We start from the raw sequence: 23176 nt of genomic DNA, 5'->3' as shown, positions 1-23176 counted from the left end.
AAGTCCTTGTCTGCACATCGCTTTCTAGGGTGGTCGCATGGCGCCATGCCGGCGGGCCTGGCGCCATGTTGGCTCTAAGGCTCTGAAAAGAAGAGACAATTTGTGGCGCCAATTTCGACGGCCGGCGCGATCGGCCATAGGAAGGGCCGGAGAGACGCCATGGCCGGAAAAGACGATTTCGAGCCGCGCCTGGGCAAGCCCCGGGCGCTGGGCTCCAAGCAGGGCAAGAGCTATCTGTCGCGGGTGTTGCGCTCGGCCGTGCTGGCCAGCGGCGGGGCCTTCGGCAAGGCGCCGCGCAAGGCCGGGTTCACCGGCGCGCGGATCGGCAAGGGCGCTGGCGTCGCCCAGGTGCTGGCCGCCCGCGACCGCTTCGCCGCCTACCGAGCCCGGCGGGTGATCGTGAAGTTCTCGATCCCCCGCCTGACCGGCAAGGGCCTGGCCGCGGCTCGGGCCCACATCCGCTATGTGCAGCGCGACGGCGTCACGCGCGAGGGCGCGCCCGGCCAACTCTACGATGCACGCGCCGACAAGGCCGACGGCCGCGCCTTCATCGACCGCGCCGAGGTTGGAGGAGATACGCGGCAGTTCCGGTTCATCGTCTCGCCCGAGGACGGCGCGCAGTACGAGGATCTCAAACCCATGATCCGCCGGCTGATGGCGCGTATGGAGGCCGACCTCGACACAAAGCTCGACTGGGTGGCCGTCGATCACCACAACACCGGCCGTCCTCACACCCACATCATCGTGCGCGGGCGCGACGACCAGGGCCGCGAGCACGTTATCGCCAAGGACTACCTGACCCAGGGCCTGCGCGAGCGCGCCGCTGAGCTGGTGTCGCTGGACCTGGGACCGCGCGCCGACCACGAGATCGAAGGGCGGCTGCGGCGCGAGGTCGACCAGGAGCGTCTGACGAGCCTGGATCGCGGCCTCCTGCGTGATGTCGACGCCGACGGCTTGGTCTCGCCGCGCCATGTCGATCGCCTGCTCTATTCGCTGCGGGCCGGGCGCCTGCAGACCCTCGCGCGCCTGGGCCTGGCCAAGGAGCACGCGCCGACCCGCTGGCGCCTGGCCGACGGCCTGGAAGACACCCTGCGCCGCATGGGCGAGCGCGGCGACATCCAGAAGACGCTCTATCGCGCCCTGGAGACAGGTGGTCTGGCGCACGCGCAGAGCGACCAGGTCATCTACCAGCCGACGGCGCCGGACGCGCGCCCGCTGGTCGGCCGCCTGGTCGCGCGCGGCCTGTCGGACGAGCTGAAGGATCGCCACTATCTCGTCGTCGACGGCCTCGACGGTCGAGCTCACTATGTCGAGATCGGCCCGAGCCTGGCGGTCGAGCCGATCCCGCAAGGCGCGGTGGTGGCGATCGCGCCGCGTCCGGTCGAGCCCCGGGCGGCCGATCACACGGTGGCCAGGATCGCCGCCGCCAACGACGGGCGCTACAGCCTCGATCTGCACCTGGCCTCCGATCCGACGGCCTCGGCCGCCTTCGCCGATACCCATGTCCGAAGGCTGGAGGCCCTGCGCCGGGGACGGGTCGGGGTCGAGCGCCAGGACGACGGGACCTGGATCATCGCCGCCGATCATGTCGAGCGCGCCGGCGCCTACGAGCGCATGAAGGCTCAGAACGCCCCGGTGGTGGTGCGCACCCTGTCGACCTTGCCTCTGGACCGGCAGGTGGGCGCGCTGGGCGCCACCTGGCTTGATCGGGAACTGATCGCCGAGGCGCCCGAACCGCTGCGCGACGCGGGCTTCGGGCGCGAGGTCCGCCAGGCGTTGGCCCAGCGTCGTCAGTGGCTGATCGATCAGGGCCTGGCCCAGCAGACGCAAGGCCAGATGATCTATCGCGCCGGCCTCCTGTCCGGTCTGCAGCGGCGCGAGCTGATCGTCGCGGCCGAGGGCCTGGCCCAGGATACGGGGCTGACCTTTTCCGAGACGCGGCCGGGTCAGAGGATCGAGGGGGTCTATCGGCGCGCGGTGGAGCTGGCCAGCGGGCGCTTGGCCATGATCGAGCGCAGCCGCGACTTCACGCTGGTCCCTTGGCGTCCTGCGCTGGAAGGACAGGAAGGCCGCGCCGTGTCCGGGGTCCTGCGCGAGGCCGGCGTCAGCTGGACGATAGGACGAGGGCGTTCAGGGCCGTCGGTTTTCTAGGCCTCGAAAAACGCTCGAAATCCATCGTTGGAAGATACATTTCGCCCCAATGTATCATCTGGCGTCCTGTTCGCCGCGCCACGCCGGGCGTATCGTCCCTGCGGGGGACAGGAGCGGCGATGAACGGCCCGGCCCAACCCCGCCTTCTGGTTCCGGCCGCGCAATACCTGCGGATGTCGGACGAGCATCAGCGCTATTCGATCGCCAACCAGACGGCCGCCATCGCACGCTACGCCCAGCAGCGCGGCTTCGAGATCGTGCAGACCTACGCCGATGAAGGCCGTACGGGCTTGCGTCGGAAGGGACGCCGCGCCCTCAACGCCCTTCTCGATGACGTCCGCACAAAGGCCTTCCAGTTCAAAGCCCTGCTGATCCTCGATGTCAGCCGATGGGGGCGCTACCAGAACTACGACGAATCCGCCGCCTATGAATTCATGTGTTGGGAGGCGGGTATCGACGTGCGCTTCTGCGTCGAGCCCTTCGAGAACGATGGCTCGCCAGGCTCGTCGATCGTCAAGCACATCAAGCGCATCATGGCCGGCGAGTATGTGCGCGAGCTCTCCGATCGCCTGCGTCGCGCCAAGAAGCTTCAGGCGCAACTGGGTCATCATACCGGGTCGGCGGTGGTCTTCGGTATCCGGCGTGAGCTGATCACCCACGAGGGCAGGACGCGTCAGATCCTGCAGGCCGGCGAGCGCAAGGCCATCACCACCGACCGCATTCGCCTTGTTCTCGGCCCGGCCGATGAGATCGCTACCGTCCGGGAGATCTTTCGCTTGTTCGTGCGTCGGCGCCTGAACCACGAAGCGATTGCGCGCCGCCTGATCAAGGAACAGCGACCCCATCCTACCGCCGGCCCATGGACCGGGGCCAAGGTGCGCAGGGTCCTGGTCGATGAAATCTACACTGGCGTCGTCTTCTACGGAAAGACTTGGCAGTACCTGAGGAGCTCGCCCAAGCCCACTGCGAGATCATCCTGGATCAAGGTCCAGGAGCTTCCCCCTATCGTGCCCAAGCGTCTCTTCAACGAGGCCAAGGCGATCTTCGACGCCACGACCACGCGTCTGTCCAACGACGATATTGCCGAGCGCCTGCGGCGATGCCTGACCGAGCATGGCCGATTGACCGCCGCGATCCTGATCCGATGCCCCTACACGCCAGCGATCCACACCTTGGAACGCCGGTTCGGCGGCCTTCGCGCGGCCTATGCCTACATCGGCTACGAGCCCTCAAAGTACGCCCGAAATCGCGGGCGCGGCGGCACGCGTTGGGACGAGGCGGCCGCGCTGGCGAAACTTCAGGCCCTATATGCCGAACATGGCTTCATCAGCGGGCTGCTCCTCAACACCACGCCCGGCGTCCCAACCGCTAAGGCTTACCGTATTCATTTCGGCAGCTTGCTGACGGCTTATGTTCGCGCCGGCCTGGACACGCCGCTGGAACGTTCCGACTATGTCCGCGAGGGCGCAAAGCGGGCCGGCCGCGGTCTCCATGGGCGCGCGCCAAACGTGCGGCCACCGGGGAAGCCGTCGGTCCTGCGCAATCAGGCCGGCGCTCGGTTCACGATGGATGAGCTCATCGGCTTTCTGCGCCGCTTGCTGGAGACGCACGGCTATCTGGACGAGCGCATGATCCAACTGGACCATTCGATCCCCACCGCGACATACTTTCGCAAACGGTTCGGTACGCTCCTGGCGGCCTATGGCGCGGCCGGCTATGTGAGCACCCAGACCGACGTCCTGCGGTTGGCTGCGGCCAGGCGCGCGCCCAAGCTTGATTGCGTCTAGAGGCCCTCAGTCAGGGCGCTCGCGCGGGCGGTTCGTCATCAGTCGCGACGCGCGCGGCCTCGAAGGCCACGATGGCCTTGGTCTGTTCGTCGACCAGAGCCTGGAACGCCTCGAAGGCGTCGTAGCATAGGTCCAGTTCGCGCATCAGAAGGTTGGCGACCTCGAGCGGTTGCAGCGGCGCGCTGCCGCCAAGCAGGTAGACGGCCTTTCCTGTCGTCGGATCGCTCGCCCGTTCGATAATATTCGTGACGCCCAACACTAGGCGCGGCGGGAAACGATGATTGTAGGCGTTGCGAAAATCAGACGTCGCGGCCCTGAACGCCTTGCCGCCGATCGCCTCGACCTTTCGCTTGAAAGCTCGAAACGTCTTCCAGGGCGCCCCAAACGGCTCGATGTCATTGAGGTAGAGGGCGGTCTTGGCCGGAAAGACATCCTGCCAGCCCTTCCGTGTCATGTTGGCTTGGTGGGACAGATGCCCGGCGGCGTAGGCCAAGCGCGATTTGATCACGTAGGGCAGGCCGATCGCGGCGGTCCCGAGCACCTCGATGAATTCGTGAGCCGCCTCCATCTGTTCTTCATAGGGCAGCGGCGCGATGACCTGCGCCCAGGCCTGAAGCCGATGGACGTGATGGGTCAGCCCGTTGATGGTGTTGGCCAGTTCCCGGGCGAACTCCGATAGCATCTCGCCATAGGGCATCCATGCTCCACCAGCGTCGCTGGGGAATGAGCTCCAGCCATAGGGCATGAAGCGGCCCTTAAGCGGCGTGGCCTGCCGCGCGGTCTGGTACGCTGCGTAGAGGCGGCTTTGGAGATCGACCTGGCTTTCGAGCGGCGCAGCAGTCACCGGCCCGCCTCCCAGATCGTCCGCCATCTGGCGAACTCGCCAGGCCGGATTTGATAGCGCGCGAAATTGCCTTCGTGCAGACCTAGAAGCTCGGTCTCGGCGACCTCTACGAACTGTTCACGATCCGCCTCCGGCAGCAAGGCCCGCGCGCGCGAGCGGATGTGATCGCCGGTCTCAGGCCGGGTGATGGCGCTTCGCACCACCTCGCTGACCACCTCGCGCAGAGCGTCCCGGTATTTGAGCCTGAAGGGGTCTGGATCGCCGAGCGACTGGCGCACCGCCGCGTAGCGCGCGGCAGAGCGCTCGTAGGCCCACAGGAACACATCCTTGAGCAGGTCGACCTGATTGAGTTCGTACACCGCCAGGGTCGCCTGGGCGTAGAGATCGCCCGGGACGTCGGTGAAGGACAGGGGCGCCAGGTTGGCCTTGATCAGCGGGATGTTGGCCGCCAGGCGCGAGACGCGTTTGTTCACGTCGTCGAACGGCTGCAGGTAGGGAAGCTGCACCATCACGAAGAAGGCTTGTTCGAAGGGGTCCCTGATCGCCTCGGCGGTCGCCAACAACTGGTCGAAGCACTCGGTGATCAGCGCCGGTGTCTCCAGCGGATGGAAGGTTGAGCGCTCGATGCCGACCGCGATGTGGCGCAGCCTCCCGACCGCGGAAGGATCGGGCAGCAGGTTGTTGGCCAGCATCCCGTGCAGGTTCAGGATTGTGTAGCGGTTGAACCCGATGTCGTCGGCCGACTGGACGAGAAATTCGATCGCGTCCTTGTGGTTGAGGATCATCTGGGCTTCGCGATGCGCCCGGCCTTGCGCCTCCTGGCCAAAGTCGAGCAGCCTGCGCGTATCCAGCAGGGAGTAGGTGTTCCCTTCAAGCCGGCTGGAGTTCCAGGCCAGGTCGATGAGCAGGCGGCTGAGGATCTGTCTGGCATAGGTGCCCGCCGGCGCGGCCTCCGCGCGGTGGGCGCCGATCGCCGCCAGGCGATCGCGTTCGGCCTGGCTCAGGTAGAAGCTCTGATTGGGGCGATAGCGGTCCAGGAACGCGCGATCGTATCCGACCGGGCGGCGGGCTTCGATCGGGCCGCGGACGTAGTCGCGCCCCCGCCGGCCAGCCTCGGAGAGCGGCACGACGTCGGTGACGGGCGCCTGGCTTTGAAGGGCATCCTGGCTTGGCGCGCCATCAGGCGTCCGGTAGCGCGCGGAACGACCTTGGCCGATCATGCGCAGCCGACCGTCGTCGATGAGGCGGCGAAGCCGGTACTGCAGTGTCCGGCGGGCGGCGGAAAAGCCGAGCGCATTGGCGATGTCGCCAATGGAGAGGCCGTCGGGCGACGCCGCGACCAGCTCCAGGATCTCCTCCAGGGCGTTCTCGGGTGTGATGCGGGACATGTCGCGACCTTTGTTGCGCGCAACCGTTATCGCGCAATTATTCGGATAAATGCGCAACTAAATTTCTTAATCGCGCAAATATGAATGTTTGCGCGCAACAGGTGCGCCCATTGAGGCGACATGCCAGCGGCGCGACTATCCTCGTCTTGCGCCTCCAAGCCGTAGTCCCAGATTGGAAGGCGGACTGGCGTCGACGCAGTCGGGCCATTCGCTCAGAGCGATCTTGTAGTCGCTGAACCGGGCCTCCATCGGCTCGTCTAGCTCGAGCAGGGCCGACCTTGCGGCTCTGTAAGCCTGCAGGATCCGGCGCGCGGGGCCAGGGTCGCGCGCGGCCAGCATACGCAGGCTCCAGATCGACCAAGCGGGCATGCCGTGGAGCTTAAGAGGACCGATCGCATCGCGTTCGTTGTCGTAGTCGCCGAGCTGGGCGAAGACGCGCGCCGCTCCAAGGTCGCGGCCGGGCCACCCGGTCACGGTCGAGACGGCCTCCAGATAGGGCCGCGTCGCCGGACCCAAGGCCTCGATATCGGCCAGGCTCTGGCACGCCCGCATGCGTTGGGAGGCGTCGCGCCAGGGCGTGAAATCCAGCACGCAGCGCGCGATCAGATCCAGATCGTCACAAGCCGGCTCGGTGGCCGTCGACGGAAAATGGGTGATCGAAGGATCCAGCCTGCGCCACAATGCACGCCCCTCTGAGCGCGTGGTGGTGGACGGCCGCACGCCAATTCCGCAGGCCTTCATCATGCCGTAGAGCGCAAGGCCGGCGCCCCGCCGCCGATAGTCCGCATGGACCTCCGTCATGTGCGAACTCCATGTCATCGGATCGATCAGGCGCCGATCTTCCAACACGCTGAAGCGCTTGAAGTGGGCGCTGCCGACCGCGTGGCTGCCTATCGAGACACGGACATGGATACTGTCACGGGTCAGCCTTTCGACGTCGTCGCGACACGGATACGGCTCGCGCGCGCCCCTTAGGGCGACGTCCAACGCGCAACCGCGCCCACCAAACCTTGCGAACGCGAAAATCTCGCCACTACGCGATTGCTTGAGCCCGCTGAAGGCCTGCGGCGCGGGCGCGCCGGGTAGAATCGACATCGTGAAACCTCCACGGGCAGAAGGCTCATCGACGGCGTTTAATGAGACGTTGCCGGAACCTTCGCTACGGCCGGCGTTGGGGGAGGAGCCTCCTTTAGCCAAGCTGGTCATGAGGTCGGCGCCAAGCGCCCAGGACCCATTTGGGCCAGGCGTGCTGCATGGAACGGCGCCTTGAACGGGCTAGCCGCCCCATAGCCGTCATAAGCGATTTCTGAGCCTCGCCGGAGTCTCGCTCGACCCCGGGCCACATGTCGTGGCCGGGTGATCGGGACCCGGCGCATGACGCCCACCAAGCTCCTCATCGGCCAGATCTTCGCGGTCTTCGCGATCATGATGCTTGGCGTCTGGACCGCGACCCAGTGGGCCGCGGCGATGCTCGGCTACCAGGCCCAGTTGGGCGCGCCGTGGGCCAGGCCGCTCGGTGTGCCGCTCTATCGCCCATGGCAGCTCTTCGAGTGGTGGTTCCACTACGAGGCCTACGCCCCGTGGGTTTTCGACAAGGCCGGTTTGCTGGCCGGCGCCAGCGGCTTCCTGGGCTGCGCCTGCGCGATCGTCGGTTCTCTTTGGCGTGCGCGCCAGACCGGCCAGGTCACCACCTACGGATCCTCGCGCTGGGCCAGCCGTCGGGAGGTGACGGCCGCCGGCCTGTTCCAGGCCCAAGGGGTGTTCCTTGGACAACTTGGCGGCCGCTATCTGCGCCACGCCGGTCCCGAGCATGTCATGGCGTTCGCCCCGACCCGTTCTGGCAAGGGCGTTGGCCTGGTCGTTCCGACCCTCCTGTCGTGGACCGGCAGCGCCGTGGTCCACGACATCAAGGGTGAGAACTGGACCCTGACCGCGGGCTGGCGCTCGACCTTCTCGCACTGCCTGCTGTTCAACCCGACCGACGCGCGCTCGGCCCGCTACAATCCGCTGCTGGAGGTCCGCAAAGGACCCGACGAAGTCCGCGACGTTCAGAACATCGCCGACGTGCTCGTCGATCCAGAAGGCGCTTTGGAGCGCCGGTCGCACTGGGAAAAAACCAGCCACAGCCTGCTGGTCGGGGCCATCCTCCACGTCCTCTACGCGGAAGAAGAAAAGACCCTCGCGCGGGTCGCCACCTTCCTCTCCGATCCTCAGCGCTCGTTCGCTCACACTCTGCGGCGGATGATGGCCACCAACCACCTGGGCACGCCGGGCGCGCCCAGGGTTCACCCCGTCGTCGCGAGCGCGGCGCGCGAGGTCCTCAATAAATCAGAGAACGAACGCAGCGGGGTGCTCTCCACGGCGATGTCGTTCCTGGGGCTCTATCGCGACCCGACCGTCGCCCTGGCGACCAGCGCCTGTGACTGGCGGATCGCCGACCTCGTCGACGCGCCGGTCCCGGTGACCCTCTACCTGGTCATTCCGCCCTCCGACATCTCCCGGACCAAGCCGCTGGTGCGGCTGGTGCTCAACCAGATCGGCCGTCGCCTGACCGAAGGCGACCCGGCCAAGAGCCGCAAGCACCAACTGCTGATGATGCTCGACGAGTTCCCGGCCCTGGGGCGGCTCGACTTCTTCGAGACCGCCCTGGCGTTCATTGCCGGATACGGCATCCGCGCCTACCTGATCGCCCAGAGCCTGAACCAGATTTCCAAGGCCTATGGTGAGAACAACGCCATCCTGGACAATTGCCACGTCCGGATCGCGTTTTCTTCGAACGACGAGCGCACCGCCAAGCGCATCTCGGATGCTCTGGGGACGGCGACGGAACTGCGCGCCCAGCGCAACTATGCCGGCCATCGGCTCTCGCCCTGGCTCAGCCATGTCATGGTCAGCCGCCAGGAGACCGCCAGGCCGCTGCTGACGCCCGGCGAGGTGATGCAACTGTCGCCCGACGACGCGCTTGTCTTGGTCTCGGGCCTGGCGCCGATCCGCGCCAAGAAGCTTCGCTACTACGAGGACGACAACTTCGCGCGCCGTGTCGCCGCGCCCCCGACGCTGGGCGACGGCGGCTATGTCGACCGTCCGCCGCCCCGCGGCGACGATTGGGGCGGGCAGGTGCGTGGGCCCCACGCCGTGCTGGCCGGCGCGGTCGACACCGAGAGCCTGCTCGACGAGGAAGGCGGTCTCCAGCACCAGCGCCATCCTGGGCTCTTCGACGAACCAGCCATGCGTCCGAGCGGGGAGGGTGTCGAGCTTGGTCTGGGTCTTGGCGAAGACGACGGCGATCTCGCCGCCGACCGCTCGGCCATGGCGCGCGCCCAGGCCAACGCGCCCGTCACCCGCGCCCACGCCATGAACGAAGGGGCCGGCCGTGGCGACGACGACCTGCTCCCGTCGTTTTGAGGAGGCGGTCATGAAGCCCCGACATCACCTCTATCTCGACGACGCCCTGAGCGCCGAACTCGACCGGCTGGGAACAAGGCCCGGCAGCTCCAAGTCGGCCATCGTCGCCGACGCCTTGCGAGCCTATCTGGGCCGCCGCGCGGCCAGCGAGATTGACGACCTCTTCAAGGCCCGCCTTGACCGGATGAGCCGTCAACTGGGCCGCATCGAGCGCGACCAGAAGATCCTGCTCGAAAGCCTGGCGCTCTTCGTCCGCTACCAGCTGACGGTCACCGCGCCCCTGCCGGAGGCCGACAGGGCCGCCCAGGCCGTCGGCCGCGAACGTTTCCAGCGCTTCATCGACCAGGTGGGCCGTCAGCTCGCCAGCGGTCGGCCGACCTTCGAAAGCGCCGAGGAGGCCGCGCCATGAGCCAGGTGCGGCCGGAAACCGCCGAACGGCGGCGGGCGATGTTGCGCACGGCCATGGGGCCCGCGGTGGCCAAGGCGCTGGCCGATCCCTCCGTCATAGAGGTGATGGTCAATCCGGACGGGCGGCTGCGGGTCGATCGCCTCGGCGTCGGACGGGTCGACACAGGCGTCAATCTCGACGCGGCCGAGGTCGAGCGGATCATCCGTCTGGTCGCCAGCTACCTCCGCAGCGAGGTTCACGCCGGGGCGCCGATCGTCAGCGGAGATCTGCCGACGCAGGAGGGGGCGGCCGTCGGCGAGCGCTTCGAGGGGATGCTGCCGCCCGTATCGCCGGCCCCGTTCTTCGTCATTCGCAAGCCGGCCGGGAAGATCCTTCGGCTCGATGACTACGTCGCCGACAACTTCATGACGCCAGGTCAGGCGGAAATCCTGCGCCGGGCCATCGCCGAACGCCTGAACATCGTGATCGTCGGCGGCACGTCCAGCGGCAAGACGACCTTGGCCAACGCCCTCCTGGCCGAAGTGGCGCTGGGCGACGAGCGGGTCATCCTCTTGGAGGATACGCCCGAGCTGCAATGCGCCGCGCCCGATACGGTCAGACTGCGCACCCACCCCGGCCACGTCGCGTTGACCGACCTCGTGCGCTCGACGTTGCGACTTCGTCCTGATCGCATCGTGGTCGGCGAGGTGAGGGGCGGCGAAGCCCTCGACCTGCTCAAGGCCTGGAACACCGGCCATCCCGGCGGCCTCTCCACCATACACGCCAATTCGGCGCGATCGTCGCTCTATCGGCTCGAGCAGCTGGTGCAGGAGGCGGTCGTGGCCGTGCCGCGCCGCCTGATCGCCGACGCCGTCGATCTCGTCGTCTTCATCCGCGGTCGGGGCACCGGCCGCCGGATCGAGACCGTCGCCCGGGTCACCGGTCTCGACAGCGCCGGCGACTACATCCTCGCCGACCTCGACCCGCCTCAGCTGAAAATGCTCCGACAGGGAGAAACCTGATGACCTCCGTCGTTCAGACGCGCGTGCGCGTCAACCTGCGCTCGCTTCAATTCACCGCGCTCACCTCGATCCTGATCCTGCTGCTGTCGGCGAAGGCCCAGGCCGCAGGCTCGGGCATGCCCTGGGAGGAGCCGCTCCAACAGGTCCTGGAATCCGTGGAAGGCCCGGTCGCCAAGATCGTCGCGGTCCTGGTGATCATCACCACCGGCCTGGCCCTGGCTTTCGGCGAAACCAGCGGCGGCTTTCGCAAGCTGATCCAGATCGTCTTCGGCCTGTCGATCGCTTTCGCCGCCTCCAGCTTCTTCCTGACCTTCTTCTCGTTCGGCGGAGGCGCGTTGATCGCATGAGCGCGCCAGCCGATCCTTTCAACGGCGACGTCGAGGGCTTCGAGGTCCCGCTCCACCGCGCGCTGACCACGCCGATCCTCCTGGGCGGCGCGCCCCGGTCCATCGCCATCCTCAACGGCACGATCGCCGCGGCCCTGGGTCTTGGCCTGCAGCAGTGGATCGCGGGTCTGGTGATCTGGCTGATCGGTCATAGCCTGGCGGTGTTCGCCGCCAAGCGTGATCCCGACTTCGCCGCCGTCGTCACGCGTCACCTGCGCCAGAAGGGGTGGCTGGCATGCTGAACCTGCGCGAATACCGCGGCCGCGCCGACCGACTGGCCGACCATCTGCCCTGGGCGGCTCTGGTCGCGCCGGGCGTGGTGCTGAACAAGGATGGCGGCTTCCAGCGCACCTTAAGCTTCCGAGGACCGGACCTGGAAAGCACCACCGACGCGGGGCTGGTGTCGGTCTGCGCCCGCGCCAACAACGCCTTGCGCCGGCTCGGGTCGGGCTGGGCGCTGTTCTTCGACGCCGAGCGCATCCCGGCGCAGGGGTATCCGGACGGTGCCTTTCCCGACGCCGCCTCCTTGCTGGTCGATGAAGAACGGCGGGCCGACTTCGACGGTCAGAAGGGCGAGCATTTCGAGAGCCTCTGCCACCTGACACTCTATTTCCTGCCGCCGGCCGATCAGGTCAGCCGCGCCGAACGGGCCTTGATCGAGCGCGCGGAACCCGTCCACGGCCGTGACTGGCGCCAGGAACTGGCGGCCTTTGTCGCCACCACCGACCGCATCCTCGATCTCCTGACCGGCTTCATGCCGCAGGTCCGCGCGCTCGATGACGGCGAGACCCTGACCTACCTGCACGAGACGATCTCCACGCGCCGCCATCCCGTCGCCGTTCCCGAGATCCCGATGTATCTCGATGGCCTGCTGGTCGATACGCCGCTCACCGGCGGCATCGAGCCGCGTCTGGGCGATCAGCATCTACGTACTCTAACGGTGCTGGGTTTTCCCAATGCGACGCGCCCCGGCATCCTCGACGCCCTCAATCACCAGGCGTTCGCCTATCGCTGGACGACGCGGTTCATCTGCCTGGACAAGGCCGACGCCACCAAGGCGCTGACCCGCATCCGCCGGCAGTGGTTCAACAAGCGCAAGTCGGTCGTGCAGATCTTGCGCGAGGTGATCAGCAACGAGCCGGTCCCGCTGACCGACAGCGACGCCGACAATAAGCTCGCGGACGCCGATCTGGCGCTCCAGACCTTGGGCGGCGATCACGTCAGCTTCGGCTATTTGACCACCACCATCACCGTCTCGGACAGCGATCCCTCGTTGGCCGACGAGAAGGTCCGGCTGGTCGAGCGCATCGTCAATGGCCTGGGCTTCACCTGCATCCGCGAGCAGGTCAACGCCGTCGAGGCCTGGTTGGGCTCGCTGCCGGGTCAGGTCTACGCCAACGTTCGCCAGCCGCTGGTCCATAGCCTCAACCTGGCGCACCTGATGCCGCTCTCTTCGGTCTGGGCGGGACCGGACGCCAACCAGCATCTGGCCGGATCGCCGACGTTCCATGCCCTGACCAGCGGTGCGACGCCCTTCCGCTTCTCGACCCATGTCGATGACGTCGGCCACATGCTCCTGGTCGGCCCCACGGGCGCGGGTAAGTCGGTGGCCCTGGCCTTCCTGGCGCTCCAGTTCCGCCGCTATCCCGGCGCCCAGGTCTATTTCTTCGACAAGCGGTTCTCGGCCCGGGCCGTCACCCTGGCCATGGGCGGACAGCACTACGGCCTGGCCAGCGACGGCGGCCTGGCCTTTCAGCCTCTGCGTGACATCGATCGTCCCGGGGCGCGGGCCTGGGCCAGCGAATGGCTGGCGGGCCTCCTTGCCAACGAACGCGTTCCGGTCACCCCAGAGATCAAGGACGCGCTGTGGTCGGCGCTGATGAGCCTTTCGGGCGCGCCGCCGGCCGAGCGGACGCTGACCGGCCTTTCGATGCTGCTGCAGTCCAACGCTCTGAAGGCGGCGCTGGCGCCCTATACCCTGGATGGGCCGTTCGGCCGTCTGCTGGACGCTGCCGAGGACGGGTTGTCGATTGGTGACGTGCTGTGTTTCGAGACCGAAGCGCTGGCCTCAACCCCGTCCGTCGTCGCGCCGATCCTGACCTATCTCTTCCACCGGCTGGAAGCGCGGTTCGATGGTCGGCCGACCCTGCTCGTGCTCGACGAGGCCTGGAAGTTTCTCGACAATCCCCTTTTTGCCGCACGCATCCGCGAATGGCTCAAGGAACTGCGCAAACGCAATGTCGGCGTGGTGTTCGCCACCCAGTCGCTAGCGGACATCGAGGGCAGCACGATCGCCGCGGCGATCATCGACGGCTGCGCCCAGCGTATCTTCCTGGCCAATGACCGCGCCGCCGAGCCGCTATCGCGTAAGGTCTATCAGGGGTTCGGGCTCAACGACCGTCAGATCGAGCTGATCTCCAGGGCTGTTCCCAAGCGCCACTATTACCTGCAATCGCGGCTCGGCAATCGCCTGTTCGAGCTTGGCCTTGGTCCTGTCGCCCTGGCGCTGTGCGGGGCGTCCGATCCAGCGACACAGAGCCTGATCGACAAGATCCTGGCCGAGCACGGCGAGGATGGTTTCGCCGCGGCCTTCCTCGCAGCCCGTGGTCTCGATTGGGCCGCTTCCCTGGCGGCGACGTTCTCACCCACCCCCATCTTGAAGGACCCCACGCCATGAATCCGAGGCTCAAATTCTCGCGCTCGCCGGCCTCACGTTCGGTGCGCCTGGCGATCATCGGGCTCGCCGCCGCCTCGCTCGCCCTGGCGCCGCTGCCAGGCCTGGTCACGCCCGCCGCCGCGCAGTTCACGGTGTTCGACCCGACCAACTATGCGCAGAACCTGCTCACGGCCGCTCGGTCGCTGCAGCAGGTCAACAACCAGATTAGCTCGCTGCAGAACGAGCTGACCATGTTGCAGAACATGGCCCGGAACCTGAAGTCGCTGGACTACACGGCCCTGGCGCCGATCAAGGATGCGCTGCAGCAGGTCGACGCCCTGATGGCGCAGGCCAAGGGCATGGCCTTCACCCTGGCCTCGACCGAGGCGGTGCTCGCCGACGCCTATCCGGCTAGCCTGGATCCCAACGCCACGACCAGCCAGCTGCTCGACCGCGCCCGGACGCAAGCCAGGGCGGCGATGGACGGCTACCGCCAAACCCTGAAGGTGCAGGCCAAGGTCGTCGAGAACGTTCGCGCCGACGCCGGGCTGATCGATCAGCTCGTCCAGCGCAGCCAGGGCGCGGCGGGCGGCCTGGAGGCCCAGCAGGCCGCCAACCAACTCCAGGCTCTGGCCATCAAACAGGATCAGCAGATTCAGACTCTGATGGCCGCGCAATATCGGGCGCAGGCCTTAGAAGCGGCGCGTCAGGCCCAGGTCCTGGAGGCTGCGAAGCTAGCTGGCCGCCGGTTCATCGGCAGCGCCTCCGCCTACACCCCGCGGCCGTAGCCGCCATCAGGCGGCGATCCGCCCAGCGAAAAGGCCACACCCGTGGACCCTGCACCGGACCTCAACATAATCGACCGCTTCCTGGCTGCCTTCAGCACCTACATCGACAGCGGCTTTGGCCTGCTGGGGCCCGATGTCGGGTTCCTGACCACGACCCTGATCGCCATCGACGTCACGCTGGCGGGGCTATGGTGGGCGCTGGAGGGCGACGACAACGTCCTGGGCCGGCTGATCAAGAAGGTCCTCTATGTCGGCGCCTTCGCTTTCATCCTGGGCAACTTCAAGACGCTCAGCGAGATCGTCTTCCGATCGTTCGCGGGCCTTGGCCTGACCGCTGGAGGCGGCGGCGTGAGCGCCGAGGATCTGCTTGCGCCGGGTAAACTGGCCAGCATCGGTTTTGCCGCCGCCCATCCGCTGATCGCCAAGGCCAACGAACTGACTGGGTGGCCGGAGGTCGTCGGCAATGCCGTCACCATCGCGCTGCTCGCCCTGGCCTGGGTGCTGGTGGTCCTGGCGTTCTTCGTGATGGCCATCCAGCTCTTCGTCACGGTGCTGGAGTTCAAGTTGACCAGTCTGGCGGGCTTCGTCCTGGTCCCCTTCGCCTTCTGGAACAAGACCAGCTTTCTGGCCGAGCGGGTGCTGGGAAACGTCATTTCCAGCGGCGTGAAGGTGATGGTGCTGGCGGTGATCGTCGGTATCGGCGCGGGCTTCTTCGACGCCTTCGTCGCCACGCTCGGTCCTGATCCCGATCTCGGCGACGCCATGACCCTGGTGCTCGGCGCCCTGACGCTGGCCGGCCTTTCGATCTTCGGTCCTGGCATCGCTTCTGGCCTGGTGTCGGGCGCGCCGCAGCTGGGCGCAGGCGCAGCGGTCGGGACGGCAGCCGGCGCAGCCATGCTCGTGGGCGGCGGCGCGATGTTGGGCGCCCGCGCCTTGGGAGCGGCGGGGGCTGGCGGTCTGGCGGCGGTCCGCGCCGGCACCGCGATGGGGGCGGGGGCCAGCGCTGCCTATCAGATGCGTCAGGCCACATCAGGCGCCAGCGGCGTGGCGGGCTTGGCCTCGGGCCTCAGCGGGGTTGCGCGTGCGGCGGCCGGCGCCGCGAGCCAGCCGTTTCGAGACATGGCCGGCCGCGCCGCCAGCTCACTTTCCGACAGCGCTCAGCGCGGCCGCGCCGGCGCCTGGCGGGCCACCGGCGGTACGAGCCCAGTAGCCGGCGGCCCGTCAGCAGCCGCTTCGGGGGCCGATGCCGCCGGCCCGCAAGGGACTGCGCCGCCGGCCTGGGCGCGCCAACTGCAGTCAGCCCAGTCCGATCATGTCCGCCGTCACGCCGTGCTGCAGACCATCAAGGACGGTGATCGGCCCGGCGGCTCGGCCAACCCCGATCTCAGCAGCAAGGAGGATTGAGCCATGCGCTTCAATCGCACGCCGCAGCGCTATGGCCATACGCCCGAGCCTGAGACGCCCTACCAGAAGGCTGGCCAGCTCTGGGATGATCGCATCGGCTCGGCGCGAGTCCAGGCCAAGAATTGGCGCCTGGCCTTCTTCGGCAGCCTCGTCCTGGTGTCGATCCTGGCCGGCGGCTCCGTCTGGCAGTCGGCTCAAAGCCGTATCGAGTCCTATGTGGTCGAAGTCGATCGTCTTGGTGAAGCAAGGGCTGTTGGCCCGGCCCAGCAGGACTATCAGCCAGGCGACACCGTCGTCGCCGGCCAGCTTCGTCGCTTCATCACCAATGTCCGATCCTTGTCGACAGACCCGGTCATCGTGCGCCAGCGCTGGCTGGAGGCCTACGACCTGGCCTCTGGACGCGGCGACGCCTTCCTCGACGCGCACGCGCGCGCCAACGATCCCTTCACCCAGATCGGAGCGCGCAGTGTCTCTGTCCAGGTGACCAGCGTGGTCCGCGCCTCGCCCACATCGTTCCAGGTCAAATGGGAAGAGAGGTCGTTCGAGCGCGGAAGCCTAGCCAAGACCGAGCGTTGGACGGCGATCCTTACCCTGGTTCGGCAAAAGCCCAAGACCCGCGCCGAACTCGAACGCAATCCGCTCGGCCTGTTCGTCGACGCCATCGACTGGGCCCAGGAGGCCGAAACCCGCCCCACCACGTCGCAGGCGGAGAGCGTCGCGCCCGCCATGCTTTCCCCACCCACCGTCGAACCCGCGCAAGGAGACCTGCAGCCATGAATGTCCAGATCCCCATCCTGCTGGCCTGCGCCGGGACGCTCGCCGCCTGCGCCAATGGCAAGGTTCCACCGCCGCCCATTGCCTACGACGCCGCCGACTTCAGGCCCGCCCAGATCGCCGCCGAACCGCCAAAGCCGGTCGAGATTGTCGAGGTCCCCAAGCCGCTGCCCCTTCCGGGCCAGCTCTTGCCCGCGCCCAGCACACGCCCGCAGACCGAACCGCCGCCCGCGCGGGTCGAGGCCGCCAATCGCGCCGCGATGCGCGAGCCCAGCACGGCTGGCTATATCAACGCCGTCCAAGTCTATCCCTGGGCGGAGGGGGCGCTCTATCGCCTCTACACCGCTCCCGAGCGGGTCAGCGACGTGGCTTTGGAACCTGGCGAGCAACTGACCGCGGTCTCGGCCGGGGACACGGTGCGCTGGGTGATCGGCGACACAACCAGCGGGGAGGGGCTGTCCAAGCGAGTGCACGTGCTGATCAAACCCTTCGCCGCAGGGCTTTCCACAAACATGGTCATCACGACCGACCGCCGCGCCTATCACCTAGCGCTCGAGAGCACTGACGCCACGGCCATGGCGGCTATCTCTTGGATCTATCCGCAGGATCGGCTCATCGCCTTGCGCCGGCAAAACGCGGAGGCCGCAGCGGCTCAACCCGCCGCCGTCAATGTGGCGATCGACTCTATGCGCTTCCGGTACATGATCAGCGGCGACAGCCCCGCATGGCGGCCGGTGCGCGCCTGGGACGATGGCTCGAAGGTCTACATCGAGTTCCCCGATCGTCTCGATCAGGGCGAAGCGCCGCCGCTCTTCGTGGTCGGCCCGCTCGGCGACAGCCAGTTGGTCAATTATCGCGTCAGGGGCAACCGATACATCGTCGATAGGCTTTTCGCCGCCGCCGAACTGCGACTGGGCGAGGCGCCGCAACAGGTTGTCCGGGTCACTCGGGTTGACGGCCAGTCTCGGGGAGGATCCCGATGACTCAGAATCATGACTTGCCCGACGCGCCGCCGGAGGCGGCATCGCCATCGAAAGTGGCGGCCGACACCCTGAGTTTGCGCGCGCGGCCGCCACGCGTGGTTCGCTTTCGGCGCGGACTGATGATCGGCGCAGTGGCCGTCGGCGCGCTCGGTCTGTCGGGGTTGGCCTGGTTCGCCCTCAGCCCTCGCGCCTTTCAGATGGCCAAAGCGCTCGACGAGCCACTGGCCGCGGATCGACCGGCGTCGGCCGAAGCCGTCAGCCAACTTCCGAGCGACTACGCCCAGAGTGGCGCGGCGCCTCGGCTGGGACCGCCGCTGCCCGGCGATCTGGGACGGGCCGTGGTCGATCAGCGGCGCCGTGATGTTTTGGCTGTCGGTGGCGATGACGCCGACGTTTCATCGGCTCGACCTAACGCCGCTCAGCAAGCCGCCGAAGCCGAGCGTCAGCGAAAGGTTGGTCAAGCCCGTCAAGCTCGCGAAGCCAGCGTCATGGTGCAGGTGGCCCATCGCGCCGACGTGGCGGTTGCGCCCGGCGATTTCACCAATTCCGGCGTTGTGGCGGCGGCGCCGGTCTCATCGCCGAACACAATCCAAGACCCCAATCGTCAGGATCGGAAGACGGCGTTTATGGAGGCGGCGCCGCGCGTCGGCGACATCTATAATGCGCATCAGTTGGAGACACCGCGTTCGCCCTATCAGGTAATGGCCGGCAACGTCATAGCCGCCAGCCTGATCACGGGTCTCGATTCCGATCTGCCGGGTCTGGTGATCGCGCAGGTCACCGAGAACGTGTTCGACAGCGCCACCGGCCGCTTCCTGCTGATCCCGCAGGGCGCGCGATTGATCGGCAGCTACGACAGCGTGGTCGCCTTTGGCCAGCGCCGCGCCTTGCTGGTTTGGCAAAGGATCATCCTGCCCGATGGCGCCTCGATCCAGCTGGATAATCTGCCGGCCACGGATCCCGCGGGCTACGCCGGACTCGCCGACGAAGTGGATTTCCATACCTGGCGTCTACTCAAGGGCGTCGCTCTTTCGACCTTGCTCGGGGTCGGCACGGAGCTGAGCCTTGGTGACGGCGAGGGCGATCTGGTCCGCGCCATCCGGCAGTCGACCCAGCAAAGCGCCTCCCAAGCCGGCCAACAGATCGTCGGCAAGCAACTCGACGTCCAGCCCACCCTGCGCGTGCGGCCGGGCTGGCCGCTACGCGTCATCGTCCACAAGGACCTGATCCTGCGCCCCTGGCGGGCTTTGTAGAGGAGTTTGTCATGGCCGATCTGAAGCTGGGCAAGCTGCCCAACCGCACCCCGGTCAAGTTGACGCTGAGCATCATGCCGGACGTCGAAGACGCTCTGGGCGACTACGCGACCATCTACAACACCCGCAACAGCGTTGAGGTCAGCCCAGCCGATCTCGGCGCCTCGATGATCGAGCACTTTCTGCTGAACGATCGCGAATTCGTCGCCGCCCGGAAGACCTTGCTAGCCGAGCGCCAAGGGCTCGACCCAAGAGCGGCCAGCGCAAAGGTGCGGGATGCGAAGTCATGATCAAGCTGGTCATTGGGAATTTCAAACCCTCGCGCGGTGGCGGATGGGAGGGGGAGTTTCGAACGCTCGTCGCCAACGCCAAGGTGCGGTTCGTTCCAAACGACGATCGGGCTGGCCCGAATGCGCCCGCGTTTCGGGTCATGCTCGGAAGCTCCCGAATTGGCGACGCCTGGGAAGCTCGATGGGGCGGCGATCGTGCGCGCAGTTTCTTCCGGGTGAGCTTGGACGACCCGTTCTTGCCCGCGCCCGTCTCGGCCGCGCTGTTCCCGGATGAGGAAGGCGTCAGCGCCCAGCTCGTATGGACGCGACCGCCAAAAGAAGAGGACAACGACCAAGCACGGCGCAAGACGCAGGAGGAAGCGCGCGCCGCCACTGGCTAGCGTCGCGCGATGCCCAGTTCGCCCAGACGTTTCTCGATCGCGGTGATCGTGTTGTCGAGAACCCTCTGCGCCGCAGCGTTTTCGAGTCAGAAGTCCTTTATGGGTATGTGGTCGGCTCCGACCATCCGATCCACTCGACGGCGGCGGCGAAATCGGGCCACTTCCTAAGCGGCGAGCAGAAGAGAGCGAGTCCTTGTTTTCCATGAGCCGTTCAGAGGCGCTCGGCGCAGCGCGTCGATTGATGCGTGGTTTTGCCGGCGCGCCCGACCCTCGCCGACATGCCCAACAGTTCTACGGTGTGCTCGTGCATGCCGATGGCTGGAGCAAAACCGAGCAAGCCTTGATCGTGTCGCTCGGGGCTTGGCTGAACCAGCGCCCTAGCGTGGGGGAACTGAAGCCGCGTTGCGAAGTGACGCTTGAACAGCTGGCCGCCAATTCTCCCAGCGCCTAGATGGCAGCCGATGCAGCGGTTGACCCCGGACGAACCCGCTGCGGAGAGCGCCGATTAATGCGGTGATGCTGCCTGAAAAGGCTGTGAAATAGCCGTCCTGGTTTCCGCATCGTTCCAAGTTCGCCGATAGCGTCTCCGCGTCTACTTGCGCCCGACGGCGGCCAAACCGCCCTCGACGACGCCGGATCTCCAGGGCCAGATTGAAGCCCATTCGAACAGTCAGGGCAGGATCCGTGACATCACGATCGCCGTCCAGAATTCAGCGTCGTCCCAACCCGGATCAGTGGGGCGCCGATGAACCGATGACCCTCTTGGAGGCCGTGGCTCTGTTCTGGCCGGAAGGGCCGATCACGATTTCGAGTCTGAGGACCGAAATTCGCAACGGAAGGTTGACCCCCGGACTCGTGGCTGGGAGATTCTTCGTCACCCCTTCGCAGATCCGCGACTTGTTCAGGCCCGTGCCATGGGACGCCAAGCAAAAGGACCCCGCCTGCATTTCCGACCGGCCCGGCCGGACAAGCGGCTCGCCGCTGTCTGGGTCGTTCGAGACGGACAGAAGGAAACGAGCACTGGCTGCGGCGAGGGCGGCTTTGAGCAAGCTCAGCTCTTCCTCGCCGACTATATAGCGGGCAAGTACAAGCCTCCAGAGCAGGCTGGCGATCAGCCAAGCCGTCCCGCCGACGTGCTGGTCGCCGAGGTGATCGCTCTTTATAGCGCCGAAAAGGCTCCCACGGGTGCGGACCCCAGCGCGGTGAAGTCGCGCCTCGAAGCGCTTCTGGAGTGGTGGGGCGACAAGACCCTCGCTGACATCCGGCGGTCCAGTTGTGAGGCCTATGTCGCCCACCGCAAAACCCAGCCGATCAAGTCCTTCACGCGTAGCAAAACACCGCGTCTGGTCACGGCGCAGGGAGCGCGGCGCGAACTGGAGGACCTGTCGGCGGCTATCGGCTACTGGGACGCCGAGTATCCGTTGACCCGCCGCCCCAAGGTGACCCTGCCAGCAAAGCCGGAGCCAACGCGCGACGCCCTCACGCGCGGACAGGCCGCCCGCTTGCTGATGGCCGCGCGCGGCTACCGCTGGGAGAGCGACCGCTGGCGAAGGTTGGGCGGCTCGGCGGCGGCCAATCGTCGTCACCTGCGTCGCTTCATCCTGATGGGCGTCTACACTGGTACGCGCCCGGGAGTTCTGCCCAAGCTTCTATGGAGTGAAAGCCCTTTGCAGGCCTGGGTCGATCTGGATGCGGGCATGATCTGGCGGCGAGGCAGGAGCGAGCGTGAACATGCGACCAAGCGCCGGCCCGTCGTGCGTCTGCCTGGGCGCCTGCTGGCCCATATGCGCCGTTGGAAGGCCTCGGACGACCGCGTGGCTGTGAGTCAAGACAGCGGCGAGCACGCCGCCACCAAACGCCGAGTCAAGCCCGATCAGCGACCCGTCACGGTGCTCCATCACGGTGGCCGACCACTTGCCGGTCGCATTCGCACTGGGTTCGAAGGCGTCGTACGCGACGCCGGGCTCGATGGTGAGGTCACCCCGCACTGGATGCGACACACCTGCGTCACCTGGCTGATGGAGGCGGGGGTCAGCGTCTGGGACGCCTCAGGCTATACCGGCATGAGCCCGGCGATGATCGAAAAGCACTATGGTCATCATCGTCCTGATCATCAGGCTGCGGCGCGGCGAGCGTTGCGCTGACGTTGGATGCATCGTGGCCATTGCCTACTGGGCGCCTGCAGCGACCACTGTCCGCCGCTATGATCAGCTCGCGCCGGCCAAGCTCAACGTGCACTAGGCGAACCCGCGCCCCAGAGCAAATTGGCGGTTGTCCCCGCAGGCTTAGATGCTCATCGTCTCGTTCCAGTCGAAGCTCCGACTTTCGTGCCAAAGATAAAATTCTCTCGTCGTGCAACCTGATCTCAACGCCCTCGCGGTTTTCGCGCTCGTCGCCGAGGAGCGCAGCTTTCGCGCGGCGGCCGACCGTCTCGGCGTCACGCGCTCGGCGGTCAGCCAGACCATGAGCCGCTTGGAAGAGACGCTGGGGATCGCTCTGGTTCGACGCACGACCCGTAGCGTCAGCCTGACCGAGGAAGGTGAGCGTCTCTATAGGCAGGTCGCGCCTTCACTCGCCGAAATGCACGCGGCCGTGGAGGCGGCGGGCAGCCTCGATGAGCGACCGCGTGGGCAATTGCGCCTGGCCGTTTCCTCGATCGCCGAACGCTTTCTTTCGGGACCGTTCCTGGCCAGTTTCGCCAGCGCCCATCCCGACGTGCAACTGGACGTCAACGTGACCGACGAGGAGTTCGACATCGTCGCCGAGGGCTATGACGCCGGGGTCCGCCTGGGCGAGGTGATCGAGCAGGACATGATCGCCATCGCGGTCGCCAGCGAAGAGCGCCAGCTCGCTGTCTGCGCGCCGGCCTACCGGGACCGCTTCGGCGCGCCTGCCCATCCTCGCGACCTGGCGGCGCATCGGTGTATCGGCTGGCGGCCTACGCCGAAGTCGGCGCCCTACCGTTGGGAGTTCGCCGAGGGCGGCAAGGAGTTCAGCGTCTCGGTCGAGCCGGAGATCACCACCAACGACATGGCGTTGATGGTCAAGTTGGCGGTGGCCGGCGCCGGGATCAACTTCGGGATGGAGGAGTGCTTCCGACCCTCTATCGAGCGGGGCGAGCTGGTGCCGCTGCTCGAGGACTTCTGCCCGCGCTTCGCCGGCTTCTATCTCTACTATCCCAACCGCCGGAACATCTCGCCCAAGCTTCGGGCGTTGGTGGAGCACGTTCGGCGCTGGAAGTGATGCTCGCGAAATGCAGACGAGCCGCCTTCCTCCG

Annotated in this window: 21 protein-coding genes; 18 read left to right on the top strand and 3 right to left on the bottom strand. The window is 66.9% G+C overall.

Going from position 1 to position 23176, the window contains the following annotated elements:
• Window positions 1–159: 159 nt before the first annotated feature.
• Both rlxS and DDF62_RS22245 read left to right on the top strand, forming a co-directional pair.
• Window positions 160–2151, top strand: a complete 1992-nt coding sequence (gene rlxS / locus DDF62_RS22250; protein ID WP_116491136.1) for a relaxase/mobilization nuclease RlxS — start codon at window positions 160–162, stop codon at window positions 2149–2151.
• A gap of 119 nt (window positions 2152–2270) precedes the next feature.
• Complete coding sequence (locus DDF62_RS22245) at window positions 2271–3938, top strand: recombinase family protein (protein ID WP_116491135.1); 1668 nt, start codon at window positions 2271–2273, stop codon at window positions 3936–3938.
• A 10-nt stretch (window positions 3939–3948) separates the two neighbouring features.
• Here DDF62_RS22245 and DDF62_RS22240 read toward each other — a convergent pair whose 3' ends face one another.
• The 3 genes from DDF62_RS22240 to DDF62_RS22230 all read right to left on the bottom strand — a co-directional run bounded on the left by DDF62_RS22240 (window position 3949) and on the right by DDF62_RS22230 (window position 7265).
• Window positions 3949–4809: an integrase gene (locus DDF62_RS22240; protein WP_133244967.1), complete on the bottom strand. Its 861-nt coding sequence runs from the start codon at window positions 4807–4809 to the stop codon at window positions 3949–3951.
• Window positions 4779–6170 (bottom strand): Fic family protein, encoded by a 1392-nt coding sequence (locus DDF62_RS22235; RefSeq protein ID WP_116491133.1) that lies wholly within the window; start codon window positions 6168–6170, stop codon window positions 4779–4781. Before DDF62_RS22235 ends, DDF62_RS22240 begins: the two co-directional genes overlap by 31 nt.
• Window positions 6171–6305: 135 nt before the next feature.
• Window positions 6306–7265 (bottom strand): hypothetical protein, encoded by a 960-nt coding sequence (locus DDF62_RS22230; RefSeq protein WP_116491132.1) that lies wholly within the window; start codon window positions 7263–7265, stop codon window positions 6306–6308.
• Window positions 7266–7544: 279 nt separating this feature from the next.
• Between DDF62_RS22230 and DDF62_RS22225 the strand changes: the two genes are divergently transcribed.
• The 16 genes from DDF62_RS22225 to DDF62_RS22150 all read left to right on the top strand — a co-directional run bounded on the left by DDF62_RS22225 (window position 7545) and on the right by DDF62_RS22150 (window position 23142).
• The gene (locus DDF62_RS22225; RefSeq protein WP_116491131.1) at window positions 7545–9575 is read left to right on the top strand and encodes a conjugal transfer protein TraG; all 2031 of its coding nucleotides are present in this window, start codon (window positions 7545–7547) and stop codon (window positions 9573–9575) included.
• Window positions 9576–9585: 10 nt separating this feature from the next.
• Window positions 9586–9984 (top strand): ribbon-helix-helix domain-containing protein, encoded by a 399-nt coding sequence (locus DDF62_RS22220; protein WP_116491130.1) that lies wholly within the window; start codon window positions 9586–9588, stop codon window positions 9982–9984.
• On the top strand, window positions 9981–10985 hold the full coding sequence (gene trbB, locus DDF62_RS22215; protein WP_116491129.1) for a P-type conjugative transfer ATPase TrbB: 1005 nt from the start codon (window positions 9981–9983) through the stop codon (window positions 10983–10985). Before DDF62_RS22220 ends, trbB begins: the two co-directional genes overlap by 4 nt.
• The gene (locus DDF62_RS22210) at window positions 10985–11332 is read left to right on the top strand and encodes a TrbC/VirB2 family type IV secretion system protein (protein ID WP_244286914.1); all 348 of its coding nucleotides are present in this window, start codon (window positions 10985–10987) and stop codon (window positions 11330–11332) included. Before trbB ends, DDF62_RS22210 begins: the two co-directional genes overlap by 1 nt.
• Window positions 11329–11613, top strand: a complete 285-nt coding sequence (locus tag DDF62_RS22205) for a VirB3 family type IV secretion system protein (RefSeq protein ID WP_116491128.1) — start codon at window positions 11329–11331, stop codon at window positions 11611–11613. Before DDF62_RS22210 ends, DDF62_RS22205 begins: the two co-directional genes overlap by 4 nt.
• Window positions 11607–14048 carry a conjugal transfer protein TrbE gene (gene trbE / locus DDF62_RS22200; RefSeq protein WP_116491127.1) on the top strand — a complete coding sequence of 814 codons (2442 nt, stop codon included), beginning with the start codon at window positions 11607–11609 and terminating at the stop codon, window positions 14046–14048. Before DDF62_RS22205 ends, trbE begins: the two co-directional genes overlap by 7 nt.
• Window positions 14045–14815: a P-type conjugative transfer protein TrbJ gene (gene trbJ, locus DDF62_RS22195; RefSeq protein ID WP_116491126.1), complete on the top strand. Its 771-nt coding sequence runs from the start codon at window positions 14045–14047 to the stop codon at window positions 14813–14815. The genes trbE and trbJ overlap by 4 nt, the downstream gene beginning before the upstream one ends.
• Window positions 14816–14881: 66 nt before the next feature.
• A complete protein-coding gene (trbL, locus tag DDF62_RS22190) occupies window positions 14882–16219 on the top strand; it encodes a P-type conjugative transfer protein TrbL (protein WP_116491217.1) in 1338 nt (445 codons plus the stop codon).
• Window positions 16220–16222: 3 nt separating this feature from the next.
• On the top strand, window positions 16223–16996 hold the full coding sequence (gene trbF / locus DDF62_RS22185) for a conjugal transfer protein TrbF (protein ID WP_116491125.1): 774 nt from the start codon (window positions 16223–16225) through the stop codon (window positions 16994–16996).
• Window positions 16993–17976, top strand: coding sequence for a P-type conjugative transfer protein TrbG (gene trbG, locus DDF62_RS22180; RefSeq protein ID WP_116491124.1), 984 nt, complete (start codon window positions 16993–16995; stop codon window positions 17974–17976). The genes trbF and trbG overlap by 4 nt, the downstream gene beginning before the upstream one ends.
• A complete protein-coding gene (locus DDF62_RS22175) occupies window positions 17973–19229 on the top strand; it encodes a TraB/TrbI/VirB10 family type IV secretion system protein (RefSeq protein ID WP_116491123.1) in 1257 nt (418 codons plus the stop codon). Before trbG ends, DDF62_RS22175 begins: the two co-directional genes overlap by 4 nt.
• Window positions 19230–19240: 11 nt before the next feature.
• Window positions 19241–19519 carry a DUF2274 domain-containing protein gene (locus tag DDF62_RS22170; protein WP_116491122.1) on the top strand — a complete coding sequence of 93 codons (279 nt, stop codon included), beginning with the start codon at window positions 19241–19243 and terminating at the stop codon, window positions 19517–19519.
• Window positions 19516–19899, top strand: coding sequence for a DUF736 domain-containing protein (locus DDF62_RS22165; RefSeq protein ID WP_116491121.1), 384 nt, complete (start codon window positions 19516–19518; stop codon window positions 19897–19899). Before DDF62_RS22170 ends, DDF62_RS22165 begins: the two co-directional genes overlap by 4 nt.
• 202 nt (window positions 19900–20101) lie before the next feature.
• Window positions 20102–20350 (top strand): hypothetical protein, encoded by a 249-nt coding sequence (locus tag DDF62_RS22160; RefSeq protein ID WP_165832357.1) that lies wholly within the window; start codon window positions 20102–20104, stop codon window positions 20348–20350.
• 463 nt (window positions 20351–20813) lie between these two features.
• On the top strand, window positions 20814–22043 hold the full coding sequence (locus DDF62_RS22155; RefSeq protein WP_116491119.1) for a tyrosine-type recombinase/integrase: 1230 nt from the start codon (window positions 20814–20816) through the stop codon (window positions 22041–22043).
• Between the two features lie 208 nt (window positions 22044–22251).
• Entirely contained in the window at window positions 22252–23142 is an 891-nt protein-coding gene (locus DDF62_RS22150; protein WP_116491118.1) for a LysR family transcriptional regulator, read from the top strand.
• Window positions 23143–23176: the final 34 nt, after the last annotated feature.

The sequence above is a fragment of the Caulobacter radicis genome (genome assembly GCF_003094615.1).
In the GTDB taxonomy this organism is placed as follows: domain Bacteria; phylum Pseudomonadota; class Alphaproteobacteria; order Caulobacterales; family Caulobacteraceae; genus Caulobacter; species Caulobacter radicis.
This window is presented reverse-complemented; position numbering and strand designations above follow the sequence as displayed.

Excerpts from the sequence above, each read along its gene's own strand:
- rlxS (WP_116491136.1), top strand. The coding sequence starts at position 160 with ATGGCCGGAAAAGACGATTTCGAGCCGCGCCTGGGCAAGCCCCGGGCG.
- DDF62_RS22245 (WP_116491135.1), top strand. The coding sequence starts at position 2,271 with ATGAACGGCCCGGCCCAACCCCGCCTTCTGGTTCCGGCCGCGCAATAC.
- DDF62_RS22240 (WP_133244967.1), bottom strand. The coding sequence starts at position 4,809 with ATGGCGGACGATCTGGGAGGCGGGCCGGTGACTGCTGCGCCGCTCGAA.
- DDF62_RS22235 (WP_116491133.1), bottom strand. The coding sequence starts at position 6,170 with ATGTCCCGCATCACACCCGAGAACGCCCTGGAGGAGATCCTGGAGCTG.
- DDF62_RS22230 (WP_116491132.1), bottom strand. The coding sequence starts at position 7,265 with ATGTCGATTCTACCCGGCGCGCCCGCGCCGCAGGCCTTCAGCGGGCTC.
- DDF62_RS22225 (WP_116491131.1), top strand. The coding sequence starts at position 7,545 with ATGACGCCCACCAAGCTCCTCATCGGCCAGATCTTCGCGGTCTTCGCG.
- DDF62_RS22220 (WP_116491130.1), top strand. The coding sequence starts at position 9,586 with ATGAAGCCCCGACATCACCTCTATCTCGACGACGCCCTGAGCGCCGAA.
- trbB (WP_116491129.1), top strand. The coding sequence starts at position 9,981 with ATGAGCCAGGTGCGGCCGGAAACCGCCGAACGGCGGCGGGCGATGTTG.
- DDF62_RS22210 (WP_244286914.1), top strand. The coding sequence starts at position 10,985 with ATGACCTCCGTCGTTCAGACGCGCGTGCGCGTCAACCTGCGCTCGCTT.
- DDF62_RS22205 (WP_116491128.1), top strand. The coding sequence starts at position 11,329 with ATGAGCGCGCCAGCCGATCCTTTCAACGGCGACGTCGAGGGCTTCGAG.
- trbE (WP_116491127.1), top strand. The coding sequence starts at position 11,607 with ATGCTGAACCTGCGCGAATACCGCGGCCGCGCCGACCGACTGGCCGAC.
- trbJ (WP_116491126.1), top strand. The coding sequence starts at position 14,045 with ATGAATCCGAGGCTCAAATTCTCGCGCTCGCCGGCCTCACGTTCGGTG.
- trbF (WP_116491125.1), top strand. The coding sequence starts at position 16,223 with ATGCGCTTCAATCGCACGCCGCAGCGCTATGGCCATACGCCCGAGCCT.
- trbG (WP_116491124.1), top strand. The coding sequence starts at position 16,993 with ATGAATGTCCAGATCCCCATCCTGCTGGCCTGCGCCGGGACGCTCGCC.
- DDF62_RS22175 (WP_116491123.1), top strand. The coding sequence starts at position 17,973 with ATGACTCAGAATCATGACTTGCCCGACGCGCCGCCGGAGGCGGCATCG.
- DDF62_RS22170 (WP_116491122.1), top strand. The coding sequence starts at position 19,241 with ATGGCCGATCTGAAGCTGGGCAAGCTGCCCAACCGCACCCCGGTCAAG.
- DDF62_RS22165 (WP_116491121.1), top strand. The coding sequence starts at position 19,516 with ATGATCAAGCTGGTCATTGGGAATTTCAAACCCTCGCGCGGTGGCGGA.
- DDF62_RS22160 (WP_165832357.1), top strand. The coding sequence starts at position 20,102 with ATGAGCCGTTCAGAGGCGCTCGGCGCAGCGCGTCGATTGATGCGTGGT.
- DDF62_RS22155 (WP_116491119.1), top strand. The coding sequence starts at position 20,814 with ATGGGACGCCAAGCAAAAGGACCCCGCCTGCATTTCCGACCGGCCCGG.